Annotated in this window: 12 protein-coding genes and 2 pseudogenes; 10 read left to right on the top strand and 4 right to left on the bottom strand. The window is 58.6% G+C overall.

Annotated elements, in window-relative coordinates; translation table 11 throughout:
- A pseudogene (locus tag AC066S_RS37485) lies at nucleotides 1–233 on the top strand (hypothetical protein); the annotation flags it as partial.
- 82 nt (nucleotides 234–315) lie between these two features.
- Here AC066S_RS37485 and AC066S_RS37480 read toward each other — a convergent pair.
- The 3 genes from AC066S_RS37480 to AC066S_RS37470 form a co-directional block, all read right to left on the bottom strand.
- On the bottom strand, nucleotides 316–828 hold the full coding sequence (locus tag AC066S_RS37480) for a (2Fe-2S)-binding protein (RefSeq protein ID WP_126262240.1): 513 nt from the start codon (nucleotides 826–828) through the stop codon (nucleotides 316–318).
- Nucleotides 825–1,397 (bottom strand): molybdopterin cofactor-binding domain-containing protein, encoded by a 573-nt coding sequence (locus AC066S_RS37475; protein ID WP_126262241.1) that lies wholly within the window; start codon nucleotides 1,395–1,397, stop codon nucleotides 825–827. Before AC066S_RS37475 ends, AC066S_RS37480 begins: the two co-directional genes overlap by 4 nt.
- Before the next feature lie 407 nt (nucleotides 1,398–1,804).
- Nucleotides 1,805–2,644 carry a molybdopterin cofactor-binding domain-containing protein gene (locus tag AC066S_RS37470; protein ID WP_164719170.1) on the bottom strand — a complete coding sequence of 280 codons (840 nt, stop codon included), beginning with the start codon at nucleotides 2,642–2,644 and terminating at the stop codon, nucleotides 1,805–1,807.
- On the opposite strand from AC066S_RS37470, the pseudogene AC066S_RS37465 reads away from it, so the two are divergent.
- Nucleotides 2,608–3,345: pseudogene (locus tag AC066S_RS37465) on the top strand (IS110 family RNA-guided transposase); the annotation flags it as partial. The gene AC066S_RS37470 and the pseudogene AC066S_RS37465 sit on opposite strands and share 37 nt — an antisense overlap.
- A 441-nt stretch (nucleotides 3,346–3,786) precedes the next feature.
- Here the strand turns inward: AC066S_RS37465 and AC066S_RS37460 are convergent.
- A complete protein-coding gene (locus tag AC066S_RS37460; RefSeq protein WP_126262097.1) occupies nucleotides 3,787–4,146 on the bottom strand; it encodes a transposase in 360 nt (119 codons plus the stop codon).
- A 1,068-nt stretch (nucleotides 4,147–5,214) separates the two neighbouring features.
- On the opposite strand from AC066S_RS37460, the gene AC066S_RS37455 reads away from it, so the two are divergent.
- From AC066S_RS37455 to AC066S_RS37420, 8 genes are all read left to right on the top strand, one after another.
- Nucleotides 5,215–6,168 carry a calcium-binding protein gene (locus AC066S_RS37455; protein WP_126262096.1) on the top strand — a complete coding sequence of 318 codons (954 nt, stop codon included), beginning with the start codon at nucleotides 5,215–5,217 and terminating at the stop codon, nucleotides 6,166–6,168.
- A gap of 175 nt (nucleotides 6,169–6,343) precedes the next feature.
- The gene (locus AC066S_RS37450) at nucleotides 6,344–6,961 is read left to right on the top strand and encodes a class I SAM-dependent methyltransferase (RefSeq protein ID WP_126262095.1); all 618 of its coding nucleotides are present in this window, start codon (nucleotides 6,344–6,346) and stop codon (nucleotides 6,959–6,961) included.
- Between the two features lie 130 nt (nucleotides 6,962–7,091).
- Complete coding sequence (locus tag AC066S_RS37445) at nucleotides 7,092–9,326, top strand: peptidase domain-containing ABC transporter (protein WP_126262094.1); 2,235 nt, start codon at nucleotides 7,092–7,094, stop codon at nucleotides 9,324–9,326.
- Nucleotides 9,316–10,659, top strand: coding sequence for an HlyD family type I secretion periplasmic adaptor subunit (locus tag AC066S_RS37440; RefSeq protein ID WP_126262093.1), 1,344 nt, complete (start codon nucleotides 9,316–9,318; stop codon nucleotides 10,657–10,659). Before AC066S_RS37445 ends, AC066S_RS37440 begins: the two co-directional genes overlap by 11 nt.
- Entirely contained in the window at nucleotides 10,656–12,725 is a 2,070-nt protein-coding gene (locus AC066S_RS37435; protein WP_126262092.1) for a tetratricopeptide repeat protein, read from the top strand. The genes AC066S_RS37440 and AC066S_RS37435 overlap by 4 nt, the downstream gene beginning before the upstream one ends.
- Before the next feature lie 44 nt (nucleotides 12,726–12,769).
- A complete protein-coding gene (locus AC066S_RS37430; protein ID WP_235884938.1) occupies nucleotides 12,770–16,732 on the top strand; it encodes a glycoside hydrolase family 99-like domain-containing protein in 3,963 nt (1,320 codons plus the stop codon).
- Nucleotides 16,733–16,759: 27 nt separating this feature from the next.
- Complete coding sequence (locus tag AC066S_RS37425) at nucleotides 16,760–17,215, top strand: hypothetical protein (protein WP_235884937.1); 456 nt, start codon at nucleotides 16,760–16,762, stop codon at nucleotides 17,213–17,215.
- 118 nt (nucleotides 17,216–17,333) lie between these two features.
- Entirely contained in the window at nucleotides 17,334–18,434 is a 1,101-nt protein-coding gene (locus tag AC066S_RS37420) for a polysaccharide pyruvyl transferase family protein (protein ID WP_126262091.1), read from the top strand.
- Nucleotides 18,435–18,628 lie beyond the last annotated feature (194 nt).

Genomic DNA, 18,628 nt, shown 5'->3' with positions numbered 1-18,628 from the left:
TGAAAGCCGGAGTGTGGTTCCGCCGTGCTCGTCTGCTCATCGTCTCTCCTGATTCGCGGGTCAATCTTGCCCGCCGTCAGGCAGAAACTCCACTTATCGCGCTGTTCAGATTTGCGGGACCAGCTCACTTCGGGCTAACAGGAGCGCCATTGGAAGTAATTGGTACCGGCACGCCGTCCGCGCAAGAAAACGCTGGTATCGGCCCTATAGCGGCCACAGGCAGATGCGTATAGAGCAGCATCTGAATCCGCATGAACTGACGACGCATAGACTAAGGCGGAAAGGAGCATGATTGTCGGAAGCCCCCACATGGCTCTAACTCTTTCCCTTAAGCATTATCTCTGCAGTCTTTTTCGCCGCTTCGAAATACCGCACATAACCAGTACATCGGCAGATGTGTCCACCAAGCGCATACTCGATTTGAGCGTCCAGATCGGCAGGCCTCGTGGGCGCTGCCGCCAATCGATCCACCAGTATCTGAGCCGCGATTACGAAACCTGGCGTGCAATACCCACATTGAAAGGCAAAGTTCGCGAGAAACGCGTCCTGGATAGGCGTCAATGAATCGGCCGACGCAACACCTTCGATCGTCTTGATCTCTGCGCCGTTCAATATCCAGAGAGGAGTAGAGCATGCCAAACTGGGCGTCGCGTCCTGGTTTGGAGGCTTCTTCACCGAAACAGTGCAAGCGCGACAGATAGCGATGCCGCAGCACAACTTGGTGCCAGTCAGATTGAGATCATCATGAAGAAAATCGATAAGTTTATCGTCTCGCCTATCTTCAGCGACGCTATGGGAGACGCCATTTACCGTGAATCCGACAGTCATTTTGCGAGTCCAGCTAAGATCTTTGCAGGTGTAATAGGCAGAGACGAGTAGCGAACGCCGAGAGCATCGCGGAGGGCGTTTGAGATCGCAGGATCCACAGAACACATAACTGCTTCGGCGATGCCACGTCCTTTTCCACCATCCCCAGACACCTCGGGCAAGATGATCAATTCTTGGCCCCGACGCCCCCGCTCATAATGTGAACGGTGGGGCACATCAGCTAACCTCGGGACGTGATACCGGTTCAAATTCCAAGTGCCGCCGGCAGGACCTACGAGCCCGTCCGGCATGTCTTCGAATAGTGTGTATCCGATTGCCATCGCGACGCCCCCTTGCGATTGTCCAGATACTAGTTCGGGAACGTGCACATGGCCGGCATTCAAGATGCTGACTACATTTTCGATCCTCGTGACTCCCGTCGAACGATCAACGACAAGCGCCGCGATGTTGGCACAAGGGGCCCAAACCGTTCGCGAAGCACGGGATGCGCTCGCTGGCGGCCTTTGAGTGTTGCTCCGATCAATTCGGCTCCGCCCACCATCTACCGACGAGTATAGCGTGATCTCCATCTAGCTCTAACCTCACCGGCAGGCCCGCCAAGGCGTAGCTAGCCGACACCCAACTTCCCTGGAAAAAGGCGTGTCCAAGGACTCCGCTGGGAAGGCCGTGGGAATAGACCGCATCTGCGAGGCGCGTATGACCTAGCGGCTCGAAACCGTATTGCTTGGTGACGAGGTGCCCTTCGGCCCAAACGACATCCTCAAACGCGAGATTTGGCTTATTCCACAGCAGCCTTGCCGCCGGCAAAATCGCGCTGTGCATGTAGGCTCGCGCGGTTTCCTGCACAGCGTGGACTTGGTGAAAGCCAGTTAGGCATGCCGATGAAGACCCAACCCCTTTCGCGGTGGACAGAGGATTATCCCAATCCGGCGTATAGCTTGGTGTCAGGCCCGTCTGCCCGAAGAGCGTGTAGTCGCTAGCGGACACCGTTTCTGCATTGGTGCCTAAAACGGCCCCAGTAACCACGCGAAAGCGTAGTTGCAGATCCGTTTCCGAAATCAACCGCGTTCGTCCGGACTGTTATCGAGCCGTTCTTCTCGAGGTGGACCGCGGCTACGACCCCGTCCGCCTCGGTGCCATAAGCTTGCGCCGACACGGCGAATCCTGTGCCGTAGCTCTCACCGCGCCCAGCATACTCTTCCTTTATATCTGCGCGCTGCGCCCACAGTGGATGGGCTTCCGCCCTGTCAAGAAGTTCATCAAGCCGAAGTTCTTGATTGAATTGTCCACCGACGACGGTTGCGCTCGTCGACTTCGCAAGATTGGCGCGTCGAAGTGCAAATGGGTCCCACGATTTGACGGCTGCGATATCATCAAGCGCAGTTTCGATTGCAAAGAAAGCCTCTGGGCCACCGAAACCTCGCTGAGATCCTCCTGGAATATCCTGGGTTTTCATTGACTGAGCATCCAGGCTCGCCAGAGGAACCTCGTATGCTCCGCCAATGGCCAATGCTGCTAGGTTCGCAACATAAGGAGATAGATTCTTCAACCCGCCGCCGTTGAAGTTCATCGCCATCTGCACGCACTGCAGCGACATATCGGACCCAACAGTTATGGCGCCCGTCATCTTTACCCCCGGACGCTTGAGACCCAGACGGAACTGATCGAACCGATCGCGCATGAGGCGAACGGGATGGCCATCAGTAAAGGGAGCAACTAGTGCTAGGAGTAACGAAAATGGCGACGCATCACGCCCTCCGAACGCGCCGCCGGGCGGGCGAAGCGGTCGGCCGTCCGTCCATGCGATTCGTGCCACCGAAATCAACCGATCAGCTGGCGGTACAGGCTGTCCACCGCATTCGCCGACGCCTGGTCGCCGACCGGGTCAGGCTCGCTAACCAGATTCGCGGTCTTCTGTCCGAGCATGGCATTGTCATTGCCCGTGACATCGCGCAGCTGCGGCGCGGCCTCGCTGTCATCGTAGGGAACATCAATGGCCTCAGCGAGATGCTCCGAGCGCTCATGAGGGAATTGCAAGAGGAGTTGTCCGAGCTTGATACCCGCGTTGCAGCCTATGACCGGCGGATAAGGGAAATCTTCCGTACGAATGAGCAGTGCCAGCGGCTCGGCAAAATCGAAGGCGTCGGACCTGTGACGGCAACAGCCTTGATCGCCGCCGTGGGCGATAGAAGCTGTTTCAAGAACGGCCGCCAGTTCGCGGCTTGGCTTGGCCTGGTGCCGAAGCAGCGATCCAGTGGAGGGCGGTCCCGCTTGTTCGGCATCAGCAAACGCGGCGATCGATACCTGCGGACGCTGATGATTCACGGAGCTCGCGCCGCTTTAAGCCGGGCCACTGGCAAGCAGGATCCGCGAAGCCTCTGGCTCGGCAAAATCCGGCAACGGCGCCATCCCAATGTCGCGGCCGTGGCTCTTGCCAACAAGAATGCGCGGATCGTGTGGGCTATGCTCACAGGCGACGCAGCTTATGAGCCGGCGCTGTCGGTGAAGGCGGCCTGAAGCGAAGCGGCAATCAAGGAAAGGAGGTCTCACCCGGCAATTGCAACAAATGGCAGGAGATGGCGAAACGGTCACCCCGTCGCTTCCCGAACCTGATGTGTGGACCGGCACGGCTTGCGCCGATGTCTCGGGGCGGTTGAGGTGGAAGCGGGCGAAAACCATCGAGGCTCGCGGCGGAGACGTTGTCCAGCCGCATCAAGAAGCCGGATATACGTCTGCAGTTGTGACCGTCGATCCTGATCAAGCCGGTCGTTGCAATCGGGCTGGGTCCATATACGTTCCACATATGAGTCAGAGCCAATATTGCACCCGAATGACAGCCTGAGAACGACGCTTACAAAAACTCGGCAGCCCATAGCCGATAGTTCCCCCAAATCCGCCGGACGGGGGCTTTTTTTGCACACGCATCAACTTTTGCACCGAGACATGAACAAGCTCGGGTCAAGGATCGTGTACTCGGCCAGAAGCAAGGCTGGGTGCCGAAGCCTCTTCAAGTGTCATCTTCTCAAGCATCAGATCCGTGACAAGTTTGCGGAGACGCCGGTTCTCGACCGTAAGCTCTTCCAATGCACGACGCATTTCATCCAGGCTAGCACGAGGAGGAGGCAGATTCCTGCCCGAGTTAGGTCCCACCGAAGATTGCCTGACGTCCTCGCTGAGCGGCAGTTTCCGCCAACGATGGAGCGTCATAACGCTCACGCCGAGCGTCTTACAGATGGCCACCTGAGAGCTGCCTGCTCGGGCCAATTCATCCGCCCGAGCGAGTTTCAGTTTGATCTCTTGACGAGAATGTTTTTTCATTCGGACTAGAGCGAATTCCGACCAAGTAACTCGCCGCCAGCTTGAACAGAAGGGCGGGCTTATGTCAAACAACATACAAACAATGTCTGCTAACCTACAAGTGATGATACAACGACCGTTTGTTAAGGCTACCATGATTTAATAACGCTGAATCTACTAGCATTTTGACGCCATCGGTCTGAACGGAAACAAACTTGGTGGATCCTATCTGGGAAGAGCATGATGACTGCCTTCAAATTTTCGGATGCTCCAGAGGCGCTACTGGGCAGCAACGGGGTTTGCCGGCAAAGACTTCCCGAAGGCCGGGATTGCCCAAGTAGCCCATCAGCTGAAGACGGAGAAGAAGTCCGAGGGGCTGCTGATGATCGAGCTGAAGCAGCTCGGCGAGAGGGGAGCTCAATCGCAATGTGTGCTTGGGCAGCAAATGGAGGAAATCGTCCTTGCGTTACATTTTGAGATCTTGGTTCCATCTCAGTGGTCTGGATCGCTGGCAAGTCGTTGCCGCGCAAGAGTCTTCAATCGGAGCAGCCAGTTTACTTCGTCACGTGCCATGATTGTCCGGCATCCATGCCTCTGCGGGGGCAAGCACGTCGCAACCTGATCGCGCCTCTTCACGTGCCCACCTGGCGTCGGCGAAGCTCGTGGGGCCATTCTTGCACAGCAGCAAGAACGACCATTGGGCGCGGAGCAACGACTGCAGAAGCGGTCCAACGTCCAACGAGGGGTTCGTGCTGGGGCGGACCTGATCGGGCGCAGCCGAGGCTGATCCCAGCCTTTCCTGGGGGGGATAGCAATATCCCTCCCGGACCCGCAGTGTTGGCTCGGAAGCCGGAGCCGCCAAGCAGATCGCCAAACTCGCGAGGCTAAGTGAAATGAATATGGCAAGTCGGATCTATTTCATCCTTGACACCCACAGCTCACAGCCTTAACATTCCAAATAACATTCACAGCGGGTTTGTTATCTTCTCAATCCTGAGTGGCGGCTGAATGGTCCTTCTCAAGTTAAGCTCTTCGAGATAATCGGAGCATCGCTTCGTCCGTCCCCAACAAGAACCGAGAGGGCGTCCCATGGCTATATCTTACCTGACGAAAACCGAACTGGATCGATTTCTCCATCAAAACGGAAATCACATTGAGGCGAGCGTCAGGTCGGCACTGATCGATTCGCTAGAACGTAGCGGAGTCTACAGCGATCATCCTGGCGATACTTCGAAGGCTGCGTTTCAGTCTGGGCCGTTCTCGGGGGCCGTTCCAACAGGCGTTCAGATCCTCGACATTGCGCAGTCAACCACCGTCGAGACCACGCCAAACCTGAAGGCGATTATTTTCGATGACGCCGGCGGCAAGAGGCTCGATGTGATTGGCGGACATAATGATGTGTTCATCGCTATGGGAAAAGGTTCCGATAGCGTAAACCTGTATGATTTTGGGAACGACACGGTCTATGGCGGTAGCGGCAACGACGCGATCCGCGGCGGACACGGTAACAGCTCACTTTTCGGCGGTGGAGGCAACGACAGTATCTACGGTGGCAGCGGCAACGACACTTTGGACGGCGGCAGCGGGAACGACTATCTTGAGGCGGGCAGCGGCGCTCAGCTGCTCGCAGGCGGCAGCGGCAACGACATTCTGCGAGATCTATCGTCGGGCCGCAGCACGCTTATTGGTGGCGATGGCAACGATACGCTAATTGGCGTCCAGGGCGATGTCTTTGAGGGCGGTGACGGCAATGACGTCTTCTGGGTCTACGGCGAGTCGGGAGCGAACTCGACGCTGCAGGGAGGAAACGGCAACGATACATTCCATCTTCAGACCCACACTGGAAATGATACGATTATAGGCGGCGCGGGCTCGGACACCGTGGATTTCGCCGATCGCTCCTCCTTTGAGGTTACCAAGGTCGATGTCGACGAGAAGACAAAATCCTACACGCTGCACTTCGAGGGTAGCCAGACGGTGGTGGTCAGTGGCGTCGAATATCTCCACTTCACCGATGGAGACGTGCAGCTGCCGAAGCTCTGAACCGGCGCCCGCAAGTTGCATTGAGAAAGCCCCGCTCATGGCGGGGCTTTGCCTTTGAGCTGAGCGCTTTCGCATGTTATGTACGATGTCCCTTCGCTGGTGCCTGTGTTGTGGTTTGCCAATGTTATCGTCTGGCCCTCTCACCCGGTGCGGGCACGGATTATAGTCTCTCACGATGAGGCAATTGCTCAACGCGGGCTCAGGATCCGGTCCGGCACAGCGCATCGCCCGGATGATGCTCAACCATGGTTGGGAAGAGACCCGGTTCGACATCGACCCGAACGTCAAACCAGATGTGATCGGCTCGATCCTTGAGTTGAGTGGCGCGTTCAAGCCTCAGTCCTTCGACGCGGTGTGGACATCGCACGTGCTCGAGCACCTGTATGCCCACGAGGTATATCCTACATTGCGGCAATTCCACCAGATCCTTAAGCCTGATGGTTTCGCCTTGATCATGTGCCCGGATGTGCAGTCGGTCGCTCAATTCATAGTCCAGCATGGTAGCATCGGCGCAATAGCCTATCATTCGCCGGCGGGGCCGATCAGCCCGCTGGACATGCTTTATGGACATTCGCGCGCGATCGAGGAGGGGCGCGTCCACATGGCCCACCGCACCGGATTTACGGCCGAGCGACTCGGTAATCTCCTCCTGATGGCCGGGTTTCCGACCGTTTCGGTCAGCACCCAAAATTTCGAGGTTTGTGCGCTCGCGCTGATGCCCGAGGCCGACGGCGAGGCCATCCAGAGGTCTTTGTTAGAATCCGGCTTCAATTTTCAGGAAGCCCGGTCCTGACATATCTGTGAGTGTGACCAATCATTTCCCACAATTTCGGCGATAAGTCTGCTGGCTTTTGTGCCGCTAACTGTTATGCTCACAGTGGAACGTGAAAGCATTAACATAGATGGCAGGTAGCTTGACCTCCATGACCGTCCACGGTGTCGATGACCAGAACCTCGCCGATGCAGCACCCGCATCGGCACTGGGGTGCCTGATTATCGTCGCACGACAGTACGGGCTGCACCTCACGTCCTCACAGCTCATTCAAGACAACCTTTTGCCGGACGAGAACGTCACACTCCATCAGCTTGTCCGCTGCGCGGAGAAAGCGGGCATACGCGCGAAGTGCGTCAAGCTCGATTGGGGCGGACTGTCTCATCTGAAGAAGGCGCTCCCGGTCATCGTTCGGCTTCGCAATGGGAGCCACATGGTGCTCCTGCGTGTCGATGGAGATGCCCACAATACGCGCATCGTGCTGAGGGATCCGAATGCCGCGGAAGACGCGCTGCTCGTGATCGACCAGCCACGATTTGAAGATATCTGGTCCGGCGATCTCGTCCTGATCAAACGCAACTACGAGATATCTGACGAAGCGCAGCCGTTCAGTTTCGGCCTCGTAGCCGCGCTATTGTTTCGCGAACGCCGCATGGTCCGCGATGTCGCGATTGCCGCCGTGATCCTCGGGCTTCTCGGCCTGGCGCCGATCATGTTCTGGCGCTTGTTGTCGGACAAGGTGATCTTCTACAAGGCGTACAACACGTTCTATGTGCTCTGTGTTGCGATGTTGGTGGTCATAGCCTTCGAGGCGGCGTTCTCGTTCTTGAGACAGTTCCTTGTCCATCGCTTGACGACCAGGCTGGACGTCAAATTGTCGACCTACGTCTTCGAAAAGGTCCTCAATCTTCCCATCGACTATTTCGAGCAGACGGCCGTCGGCCTCGTCGCGCGCGACATTCGCGAAGTCTTTCGCATCCGCTCGTTCCTGATGGGGCAATTGTTCGGCACCATTCTCGACTCTACGACGCTGATGTTTTTCCTGCCCGTCATGTTCTTCTTCAGCCCCGTCATGACGTTCGTGGTTCTCGCCTTGTCGGCATTGATCGTCGCGTGGCTCGTCCTGATGTTGCCGAATTACCGCAAGGCGTCTACTGGCGTGCTGGCCGCGGAGGGCGCGCAGGGCGCATTCTTGGTTCAAACCTTGAATGGCATCCGGACGATCAAGTCGCTCGCGCTCGATACGCGGCAGCGCCACATGTGGGATGTTCTGGTCGCACGCGTTGCCAAGGCCCGGCTCGTGGAAGGCATGACTGGAAACGCCATCCAGTCGGTGGTGCGTCCGCTGGAGCGGCTGGCCGTCAGCGGCTCCTATGCGCTCGGAGTCTATCTAGCGCTCGAAAGCAACGACCCGGTCTATATCGGGGCGCTGTTCTCATTCCTGCTGCTGTCGCAGCGCGTCTCGGGTCCGCTGATGCAGATGGCACAGCTCATCAATCAATACGACGAGGCGCGAAGTGCGGTTGCAATCGTCGGCAATCTCGTCAACCTTCCGGCGGAAGAGGGACGTTCCGGCCATGGTGTGCGTTCGCCGCTCGAGGGCAAGGTGGAGTTCTCCGGCGTCACCTTCAAATACAAGGGAGCGCTATCGCCCACGCTGAACAACATCTCCTTCGAAATTCCGGTGGGGACGACTTTGGGCGTGATGGGCAAGAGCGGATCCGGCAAGACCACGGTTACGCGTCTGCTGCAGCGGCTGCATTCCGACTATGAGGGATTGATCAAGATCGATGGCATCGACGTTCGCGAGTACGACATCGACCATCTCCGTCGCAACGTGGGTGTGGTGCTCCAGGAGAATTTTCTGTTCAGTGGGACCATCCGCGAAAACATCACCGCGGCCAAGCCGGACGCGTCGTTCGATGATGTGGTCAGGGCGGCGAGGCTGGCGGGCGCGGAAGAATTCATCGACAAGCTGCCGCGTGGCTACGAGACGCATATCTATGAAGGTTCGCCGAACCTCTCGGGAGGGCAGCGGCAGCGGCTTGCGATTGCGCGTGCGTTGATCGTCAACCCGCCGATCCTGATTCTCGATGAGGCGACAAGCGCGCTGGACGCCGACAGCGAGGCGATCGTGAACGCCAACATAACGCGCATCGCGCATGGCCGGACGCTGATCATCATCTCGCATCGCCTGTCGTCCCTGACAAAGGCGGACGCAATTCTCGTGCTTAATCGTGGTGTGGTCGACGATGTCGGGCGGCATGAGGAGCTCATGGCGCGCAACGATATCTACAGCTCGCTGTGGTATCAGCAGAACATGCATTTGGCGCCGGCAGCCCGCAACGATCGTTCAAGATCCGGGAGTCCGACGCTTGTCTCCTGATGGTGCGCTTGCGACCGTTCGCCAATTTCAATCGGAAACGGATGCGATCCGAGAGGAGGCTGAGCCACTGGTCGCACGAGCAACGCTGTTTGTGCTCTCGGCCTTCCTGGTCACGATCGTTGCCATTCTGGCTCTGACGCGGATAGATCGCGTCATCACCAGCGTTGGGGGGCGGATCGTGCCGGTGGGACAGATCAGCGTCCTTCAGGCGCTGGATCCATCGATCATTAAGACGATTGACGTGCGGGAAGGCGAGCAGGTCCAACCGGGACAGCTTATTGCAACCCTGGACGCGACCTTTACGTCGGCGGACCTGACCCAGGCGAAGTTGCAGATCGCTAGCCTCGAGACTCAGGTGGCGCGCGATGAAGCCGAGCTGAACCAGCATCCGCTGGTTTTTGCGAGCAAGACAGACCCGGACTACCAGAAATACGCAGCCTTGCAGAAGGCGCTCTATGATCAGCGGACAGCGCAATATACCGCGCAGATCAATAGTTTCGATTCGAAGATCAAGCAGACCCAAGCGACAATGGAGAAACTTCGCGGGGACGATGCGAGATATCGGCAGCGTGACGAGATCTTGCAGAAGATCGAGACCATGCGAACCACGCTGGCCGAGCACGGCACGGGCTCGCAGCTCAATATGTTTATCTCTCAGGACACAAGGCTTGAATTGCTGCGGACCCTGGAGAATACCCATAACAGTCTAATCGAAGCCCAGAATACGCTCGCCGCGTCAATCGCGGACCGTGACGCCTTCAAGCAGCAATGGTTTGCGCAACTGAGTCAGGATCTCGTGACGACCCGCAACAAGCTCGACGAGGCGAGAGCCTCTTATGAGAAGGCGCTCAGGCACCAGGATCTGGTCCGATTGACCGCCGCCGAAGACTCAGTCGTGTTGACGATGGCAAGGCTCTCGGTCGGGTCGGTGCTGAAGCCCGGCGATCCCTTCATTACCCTGATGCCGACCGATACCAAGCTCGAGGCTGAAATTCGCATTGCCTCGCGCGATGTCGGTTTCATCCGGCCCGGAGACCCGTGCACGATGCGGATTGATGCGTTCAATGCCGCGGAGCATGGTACAGCCGACGGCAAAGTGCGCTGGATCAGCGAGGGCGCCTTCACCACCGACGACGATGGAAAGCCTATCGAGGCCTACTACAAGGCGCGGTGCTCGGTGGACTCGACCAACTTCAAGGATGTTCCGAAAAACTTCCGCCTGATTCCCGGCATGACGCTTGCGGGAGACGTCCATGTCGGCACGCGTGCGGTCGGAATGTATCTGCTTGGCGGAATGCTGAAGGGCATCCGGGAGGCCATGCGTGAGCCATGACGGCATTGACCCGATCGCTCCTCCAATGGCTTCGCCCCGCGTCTCACAGATCTGACGAAAGGCGGCTTGGTCCCGCAGAGGCAGCGTTCGAGCGCGGTCACTATCTGGAGGCACTTAAGCTCTGGAAGCGTGCCTCGCAAAACGGCAACGCGGAAGCGGACTATCGGATCGGCATGCTCTACGCCAAGAACCTGGGAGTGGCGGGCAGCATTCCGGACGCGGCGGTGTGGTACGAACGGGCGGCACAGCGAGGTCACGCCGAGGCGCAATATCAACTCGGCCTGATCTATCTGTACGGAGTCAACGCCAGCCTCGGACCGAATAGGCCGGAGATCTGGCGTCAATCCTCCGCCGCGCGATTGGGCGATACCGCGTCGAATGTGCATCACCTGATATTCCCGCACGGGACCAGTGTCGTTAAGGATATTTGCGCCGCGTTTCGCTGGATATCAGCCGCGGCCGAAGCCGGCAAAGCGGATGCTCAGACCATCCTGGGCAATCTCTACAGCGAAGGGCAGGGGTGCACGAAGGACTTCGCTGCTGCACTTCGGTGGTATCAGGCGGCGGCTAATCAGAAATTTGCTCCGGCTGAGTTCGCGCTCGGCGATGTCTATTATCAGGGACGCGGCGTACTCGTCGATTTCGCGCAGGCTGCGATCTGGTATGGCAAGGCCGCCGCGCAGGATCACGTGAGGGCGCAGATTGGGCTCGCATTCATGACGTTGAAGGGTATGGGCTTGCCCGAGAACCCGACTGAGGCTGCTCGCCTGTTCCAGAGTGCGGCCACGCATGATGATCCGATCGCACTCTACAACATCGGTCTGTTACGGCTCAGCGGCAAGGGCGTCGCCAAAGACCTCGATCGCGCCGAGACCGCGCTGCGCAAGGCGGCGCGGAAGGATTACCTTCCGGCAATTCAGGCACTCGCGGAATTCTATTCGAACGGAGCCGTTGCCGAGCCCGATTTGCGGGAGGCGGCCGTTTGGTACGAGAAGGCCGCCGAGCGGGGCGATGTGCGGGCGCAATTCTTCGTCGGCCGGTTCTATGCGACTGGTGTCGGTGTCTCGCCCAACATTCGTCAGGCCGCGAAATGGTTCGAGCGCGCGGCCGAAAATGGCCATGCCACTGCGGCATTCAACGTTGCGATCTTCTATCTCAACGGCTCCGGCGTTCAGCGCAACGTGGAGGCCGCGATCAAATGGTTCGAACGTGCCGCAGATGGCGGCATCAGCGCCGCACAGGTGCAACTCGGCAAGCTCTATTCGACCGGTGCGGGCGTTCCAAAAGATCAGGAAATGGCGTCGGAATGGTTGAGCAGGGCCGCCGGTAGCGGAGATCCTGACGCCAAGACCGCCTATGCGCTCTTCCTGCTTCATCAGAATGCGTCCGATGATGACGTTGCACGCGCGCACTCTTTGTTGGGAGAGGCCGCCGAGGCCGGTCATCCCCCGGCGGCGTTTCAACTGGGCGCGCTGAAGATGGGTAAGTTCGGCGGGACCGCCGATATGCTAGGCGCCACCCCATGGCTCACGCGGGCGGCGGATGCCGGCCATGTCGAGGCGCAGTACATGCTGGGACTTCTCCATCTGGATTCGAAGAGCGGCGTGGGGAATGCGCAGGCAGCATCATCGTGGATGACCAAGGCGGCGCGCGCGGGGCATGCAGCGGCGCAATTCGAACTGGCCGTCATGTACTGCACGGGCTACGGAGTGGGCCTGGATCTTGCAGAGGGTGTGAACTGGTACGAAGCCGCTGCGGAGCAGGGACATACGGTCGCGCAGTACAACCTCGCCGTGATGCTCGGGAGGGGACAGGGGCGCGAGGCTGACGTGACGACGGCGACGGAATGGTTTCAGAGGGCCGCCGAGCGAGGCATGGCGGAAGCGCAGGTTGCGCTGGGCGACGCGTTGATGTCGGGCCGAGGCACCGCGCAAGATCGCGACGCAGCGGTCAATTGGTACCAATACGCGGCTCGGCAACGCAATGAAGGCGCCGTGCGGCGCCTCCAGTCGATCGGCGCGACAAGCGACGGGACTTTTACACTGGAGACAGAAGCTTTGCGCTAGTCTGCCAGTGCGGAACGAAGCGCCCAATGCATGAGTGAGTAACAATGGCTGATTTCCTTTCGAAGCTCGCGCGCGACGCCGGTCAAAGAGAACCTCGGGCGAGGCGCAGCGCCGCCGCAAGGCTGCAATCCAGGTCAGAGCCGGGCGCCACAAAACTAAACAGTTCTGCGAAGGAGGTCGCCGCCGAGGGACCGGCGAGCAGACAGACGGAGCCGCCGCGCGAAGTCGAGCAGCCAGCGCCGGCCGCCGACCTTCCAGATGCCGCGCGCACCCTCAAGGGCCTCGGTCTGTTCGACGAGGATTTCTACGCCGCGAGTTATCCGGACGTGATCGCGGTCGGCGCCGATCCGTTCGAGCATTTCTTCCTCTATGGCTACAGGGAAGGTCGTAAGCCAAATCCGATCTTCGACCCGATCTGGTACGTCACAACCTATCCCGATGTGCAGGACGCGAATGCGCATCCGTTCCTGCACTATGCGACGGTCGGCGAGCGCGATGGGCGGCGGCCAAGTCCCTATTTTCAGCCGGCCTGGTATCGGGAGAAGTACGGCATTCCGGAAGGCGAGAGCCCGCTCGCGCACTATCTGAAGAACCGCCTCGGCCCGTTCAGCCCGATCCCAGAATTTGACGCGCAATATTATCGTCAGACCTATCAGGACGTGGCAGCGGCCGGCGTCGATCCGTTCGAGCACTTCATCTTTCATGGCTACAAGGAAGGTCGCAACCCGTCGGCGGAGTTCGACACCAAGTTCTACATTCAGCGCTATTTCAAGGGTAAGACGGACCAGAATCCACTTCTGCACTATCTCGAGCATCGCCACGAGGATGGCATCTATCCGTCACCTCCGGAGAACGAAGCCACCATTCCAGCCGAGATTAAGCGGTTCACCCGTCCGAGCCCGCTGTTCGAGGAACTGCGTCCATTGCCGGCCGGCGCAAAGCCGCGCGCCAAGGTGCTGGCCTACCATCTGACGCAGTTTCACGCTTTCCCTGAGAACGATAAATGGTGGGGCACCGGCTTCACCGAATGGACGAACATTGCGCGCGGCATACCTCGGTTTAAGGATCACTACCAGCCGCGGCTTCCGCGCGACCTCGGTTTCTACTCTCTCGCCGACGTCGAAACTATGCGCAAGCAGGCGAAGTTCGCCAAGGCGGCGGGCATCCACGGCTTCGTCTATTACTACTACTGGTTCAACGGCAAGCGCCTCCTGGAAAAGCCGCTGGAGCAATTCCTGAAGACGCGCGATATCAACATGCCGTTCTGCTTGATGTGGGCCAACGAAAACTGGACACGGCGGTGGGACGGCATGGAGGGCGAGGTCCTGATTTCGCAGGACTACCTGTCCGACGATGACGAGCGCCTGTTGTCGGACTTCAATCGGCACTTCAAGGACAAACGCTACATCCGTGTCCAGGGCCGTCCGCTCCTGATGATTTATCGGCCGCGCCTCATTCCGGACACGGCAAACGTCATCGCGCGCTGGCGCGCGATCTTCGCGAAGAGATTCAACGAAGATCCGATCATCATCATGAGCCAGAGTTTTGATGATTACGATCCAACTGCGAACGGCATGGACGGCGCGATCGAATTTCCGCCGCACAAGCTTACCAAATATGTGCCGCTGGTGAACTCCGAAGCCAAGATCCTGGACGATACCTATGCGGGGCAAATCTACAGCTACGACGACGTCGCCAAATATTCGCTTGATGAGCCGCGTCCGAATTTTCCGCTGATCAAGACGGTGGTGCCGAGTTGGGACAACGATGCGCGCCGGCAAGGCTCGGGCCTCGTGATCCAGGGCTCGACCCCGCAGAAATACGAGGCGTGGTTGTCAGCGCTGGTCGAGCAGGCGCAGACCCATACCTTTTTTGGCGAATCGTTCGTCTGTATCAATGCCTGGAACGAATGGTGCGAGGGCGCGTATCTCGAGCCCGATCTCCATTTCGGTTCGGCTTACCTGAACGCCACCGCGCGCGCGGCCACTGGTCTGACCCGCGATCTGTCAGTGCCCAAGATTCTGCTGGTCGGACATGATGCGTTTCCCAGCGGCGCGCAGCATCTCTTGCTGAACATCGGCAAGACGCTGCGCAGCGCCTTCAATATCGAGATCGACTTTCTCCTGCTTCAGGGCGGAGCGATGGAAGCCGAATACGCCGCGGTCGCGCCGCTCACCGTACTCAAGCAGGCTTCCGAGATCCCTGCGACCCTACGACAGTTCCGGGAAAAGGGCTTTACAGCGGCCATCGCCAACACGGCCGCGAGCGGGCGCGCCGCAAAATTCCTCGTCGAAATGGGCTTTCGGACCGTTTCCCTGGTCCACGAATTGCCGCGGATCCTGCACGAGAAGCACCTGGAAGAGGTCGCGCGCGCGGCGATTGGGAGCGCGCATCGTGTGGTGTTCGCCTCGGATTTCGTGCGCGACAAGCTCATCGAAGCGCTTGGGCTTGATGGGACCGATGAGCGTTTCGTCATTCGCGCGCAAGGCAGTTACAAGCAGATCGAACCGGCTCCGACGGAAGCCGGGCTCGTTCGCACCGAATTTGGCATTTCGGCTGCCGATAAGATGGTGCTCAGCGTCGGCTACGCCGATCTGCGCAAGGGCTTTGACCTGTTTTTGCAAGTCTGGAATCTGGTTCGACGACGCAATGCAGATGTCCATTTTTGCTGGGCGGGCGGCGTCGATCCCGGTCTCCTGCAATGGCTCGGACCGGAGATCAAGCGAGCTGAGGCCACGGGCCATTTTCATCTCGCCGGCTATCGTTCGGACATGCAGGCGCTCTATTCAGCCTCCGACGTTTACGCGCTGACCTCGCGCGAGGATCCGTTCCCGACGGTGGCGCTAGAGGCGCTCAGCGTCGGCGTGCCCGTCGTTGCGTTCCAGGACTCTGGCGGCATCCCCGGGCTCCTTCTCAAGGAGAATGTCGGCCGCGTAGTGCCCTATTGCGATGTGCCAGCGATGGCGCAGGCTGTGGAGAACGTTCTGCGCCGGACGCCATCGGACGCCGAGCGTACTCGCATGACCGAAATCATTCAGACCAAGTTCGCTTTCGCGGACTATGTCCGCGATCTCTTGCGGCTTGCAATTCCGTCGCTACCCACCGTGTCGGTTGCAGTGCCGAACTACAACTACGTGCACTGCCTGCCGGAGCGGCTTTACACCATTTTCGACCAGAACCATCCGGTCGAGGAGGTCATCGTGCTCGACGACTGCTCGTCCGATGGCAGCATTTCCGTTATCGTGAAGCTTGCGGATCAGCGCCAGCGCGATCTCACGCTCGTCATCAACGAACAGAATTCCGGCTCGGTGTTCGCGCAATGGGCCAAGGCTGCCGAGATGGCGAAGGGGGAGTTCCTTTGGATCGCCGAGGCCGACGATCTCTCGGAGCCGACCTTCATCTCCAGTCTGCTCGCATTGATGAGCGGTGACCCCGACATCACATTCGGCTTCACCGACTCCAAATCCATTGATGCCGATGGAGCCCATCTCTATGCGAGCTACAAGCCTTATTACGCTACAATCGAGCCAGGCGCATTGTCGCGGACCGAGGTGTTCGATGGTCGCGACTTCGTGGCCCGCTACCTCGGCGTTCGGAATACGATTCTGAATGTCAGCTCGGTCCTGTGGCGCCGAGAGGCGCTGTTGCGCGCGCTCAATGCCTGCCGTGACCGTCTTAAGGAGTTCCGGATGGCTGGCGATTGGCTGCTCTATCTCGAGACCCTTGAGATGCCGGGCGCGAAAATCGCCTATGTCGCGGATCCCCTCAACGTTCACCGCCGCCATGCGGCGAGCGTCACCCATTCGTTGAAAGTGCAAAGGCACATCGAAGAGATCGACACCATACACCGTCTGACGCGAGAGCGGATCCGCTTTGGAGAGCGGGAACTGGGAGCCCAGGCGGTCTATCTCCAGGAAGTGTCGGCCCAATTGCTGGCGACAGCCGCCGACGCTGAGAAGCCGAAGCGGACAGCAAGAGCTGCCACGCGCACTGCGGCCGAGAGGTGATCGCGGTTACTGCAACTAGGGGCGTTTTTGGGTGATTTGATGTTTGTACCTTCTGCTGAATCGTTGATGAGCGCGTTAAACCTCGACAAGTCCGCTTTGGATGGTTCCGGCCAAGTCAAAGTGCCGGCAGGCTTGCTCAAGCTGTTGTTACAGATCGCCATAGCCGCTGCCGAGTTCGACGAGGACAGCTATTTGCGGGAGAATCCCGACGTCGCAAAAGCCGTTTCTCGTAGGGAGATCGAGAGTGCACACATGCACTACATAGGCTTCGGCTACTTTGAGGGCCGCCGTGGAGGAGGGCCGGCCGTGGATGCCGAATGGTATCTCGGCAAATACCCCGACGTCGCGGCAGCCGTAAGGGATGGTCGGGTGAAATCAGCGGAAGCGCACTTTCTATCAATTGGTGGCGGCGAAGGGCGATCGCCTGCGGCTGACTATGAGGGGGAGGCGGCGCAATGGAAATCAGCGATCAAGGGAAGGTAGGATGAAGATGCGGTGACGATCCTTGTTGTGGCCGCAAAGTTATTTGGATGATGGTGATCAATAGCAATAAACGCGCTACATTTTGGTCTAGGATCGATATCGCCTCCGGAGGAGCACAGTGAAAATTTTTCTGCTTGGAGCAACGCCGAGCTTTTCTGCGCAAGTTGGCGAAGATCCAATATCAAAATTGGCGAAGACCGGAGGTAATACCGGGAACCAGTTGATTGCGCGCGGATTACTTGATCGTATCGTCTACGACGGCCTCTCGTGGGATCACAGTATCGATCCCCGGGCGGTGCATGAGCGCTTCGACATGATTGTCGTTGCGGCGGCCAACTTTCTATTTCCAACATTCGATTTTGGCGGCATGGCGCAATACATCGAGCGCGCCGACTTGCCGGTGGCGGTAGTTGGTCTCGGAGCTCAATCAAACAACTACGATCCGAACATAAACTTGATGCCTGGCACCGAGCGGTTCGTGAAGGTTGTTGCCGAACGTGCCGTCAGCATCGGCGTTCGCGGCCCCCACACGCAAGAAGTTCTCGCGCTTCGAGGTGTACACAATGTGACTGTGACCGGCTGCCCTTCTTACTACATGGGAGGACCTCACGGCATGAACTTCCCCCAGCGGCCGTTCGAAGAAGTCAGGCGCCTTTCCATCAACGCGTCGCGAGACGTCGTCGCTCATTCATTCGACAAGGAACGGATGCTTCGGCTCGTGCGCGAAATCTACGGTACGGGACTTTCCTGGAATGCGGATTTCGTTGCTCAAAGCGAGCAGGCCGAAATCAGTCTGGCAGACAAGCAGGCTCGGAATTCTGAAGAAGCGTTAAAGGAAATTGCAACGTTCTTGGCGAACGTCGCCCCCGAGGCCGACGTGCGGAAGTGGGCGGCCGATCATGTGCGGGTCTTCTTCGATGTGGATGACTGGCTCGATACCGTTCAGAACTACGATTTCGTGTTCGGGAGTCGCTTTCACGGCTGCATGGCCGCTCTACAACGCGGCGTTCCTGCTCTTGTCATCTGTCACGATACAAGGACGGAGGATATGTGTCGGTTCCTGGGTATGCCATTCGTCTCCATCGTTGATCTTGATAAAATTGATGTGGCGCAACTCTATAGTCGTGTCGGGCTCGGCAGTCTCGCGCGACGCTATCAAGGGCTCTATCCAGCATACACGCGATTTCTCTCGGCTAACAAACTCATCGTCAAGAACTGACCGTCTCTAGCTCAGATCCCCGGACTGCAGCGGAGCATGTAAGCGCGTCCGGATTGACCGTGAACTGGTCGTCCGTGAAGAACCTGAACTTCAGTTCGGAACGAGCTGAAGTTGGAGGATGAGCTGGACGAGGATTTGGCGCAACAAGAGCTGCAGCCAGCGGAGGAGGCGCCGGAAGTTGTAGCCGGCGGCGG

The sequence above is a fragment of the Bradyrhizobium sp. CFUWI genome (assembly GCF_056429085.1).
Note: the sequence above shows the minus strand (reverse complement) of the source record. Positions and strands in the feature narration are given on the sequence as shown.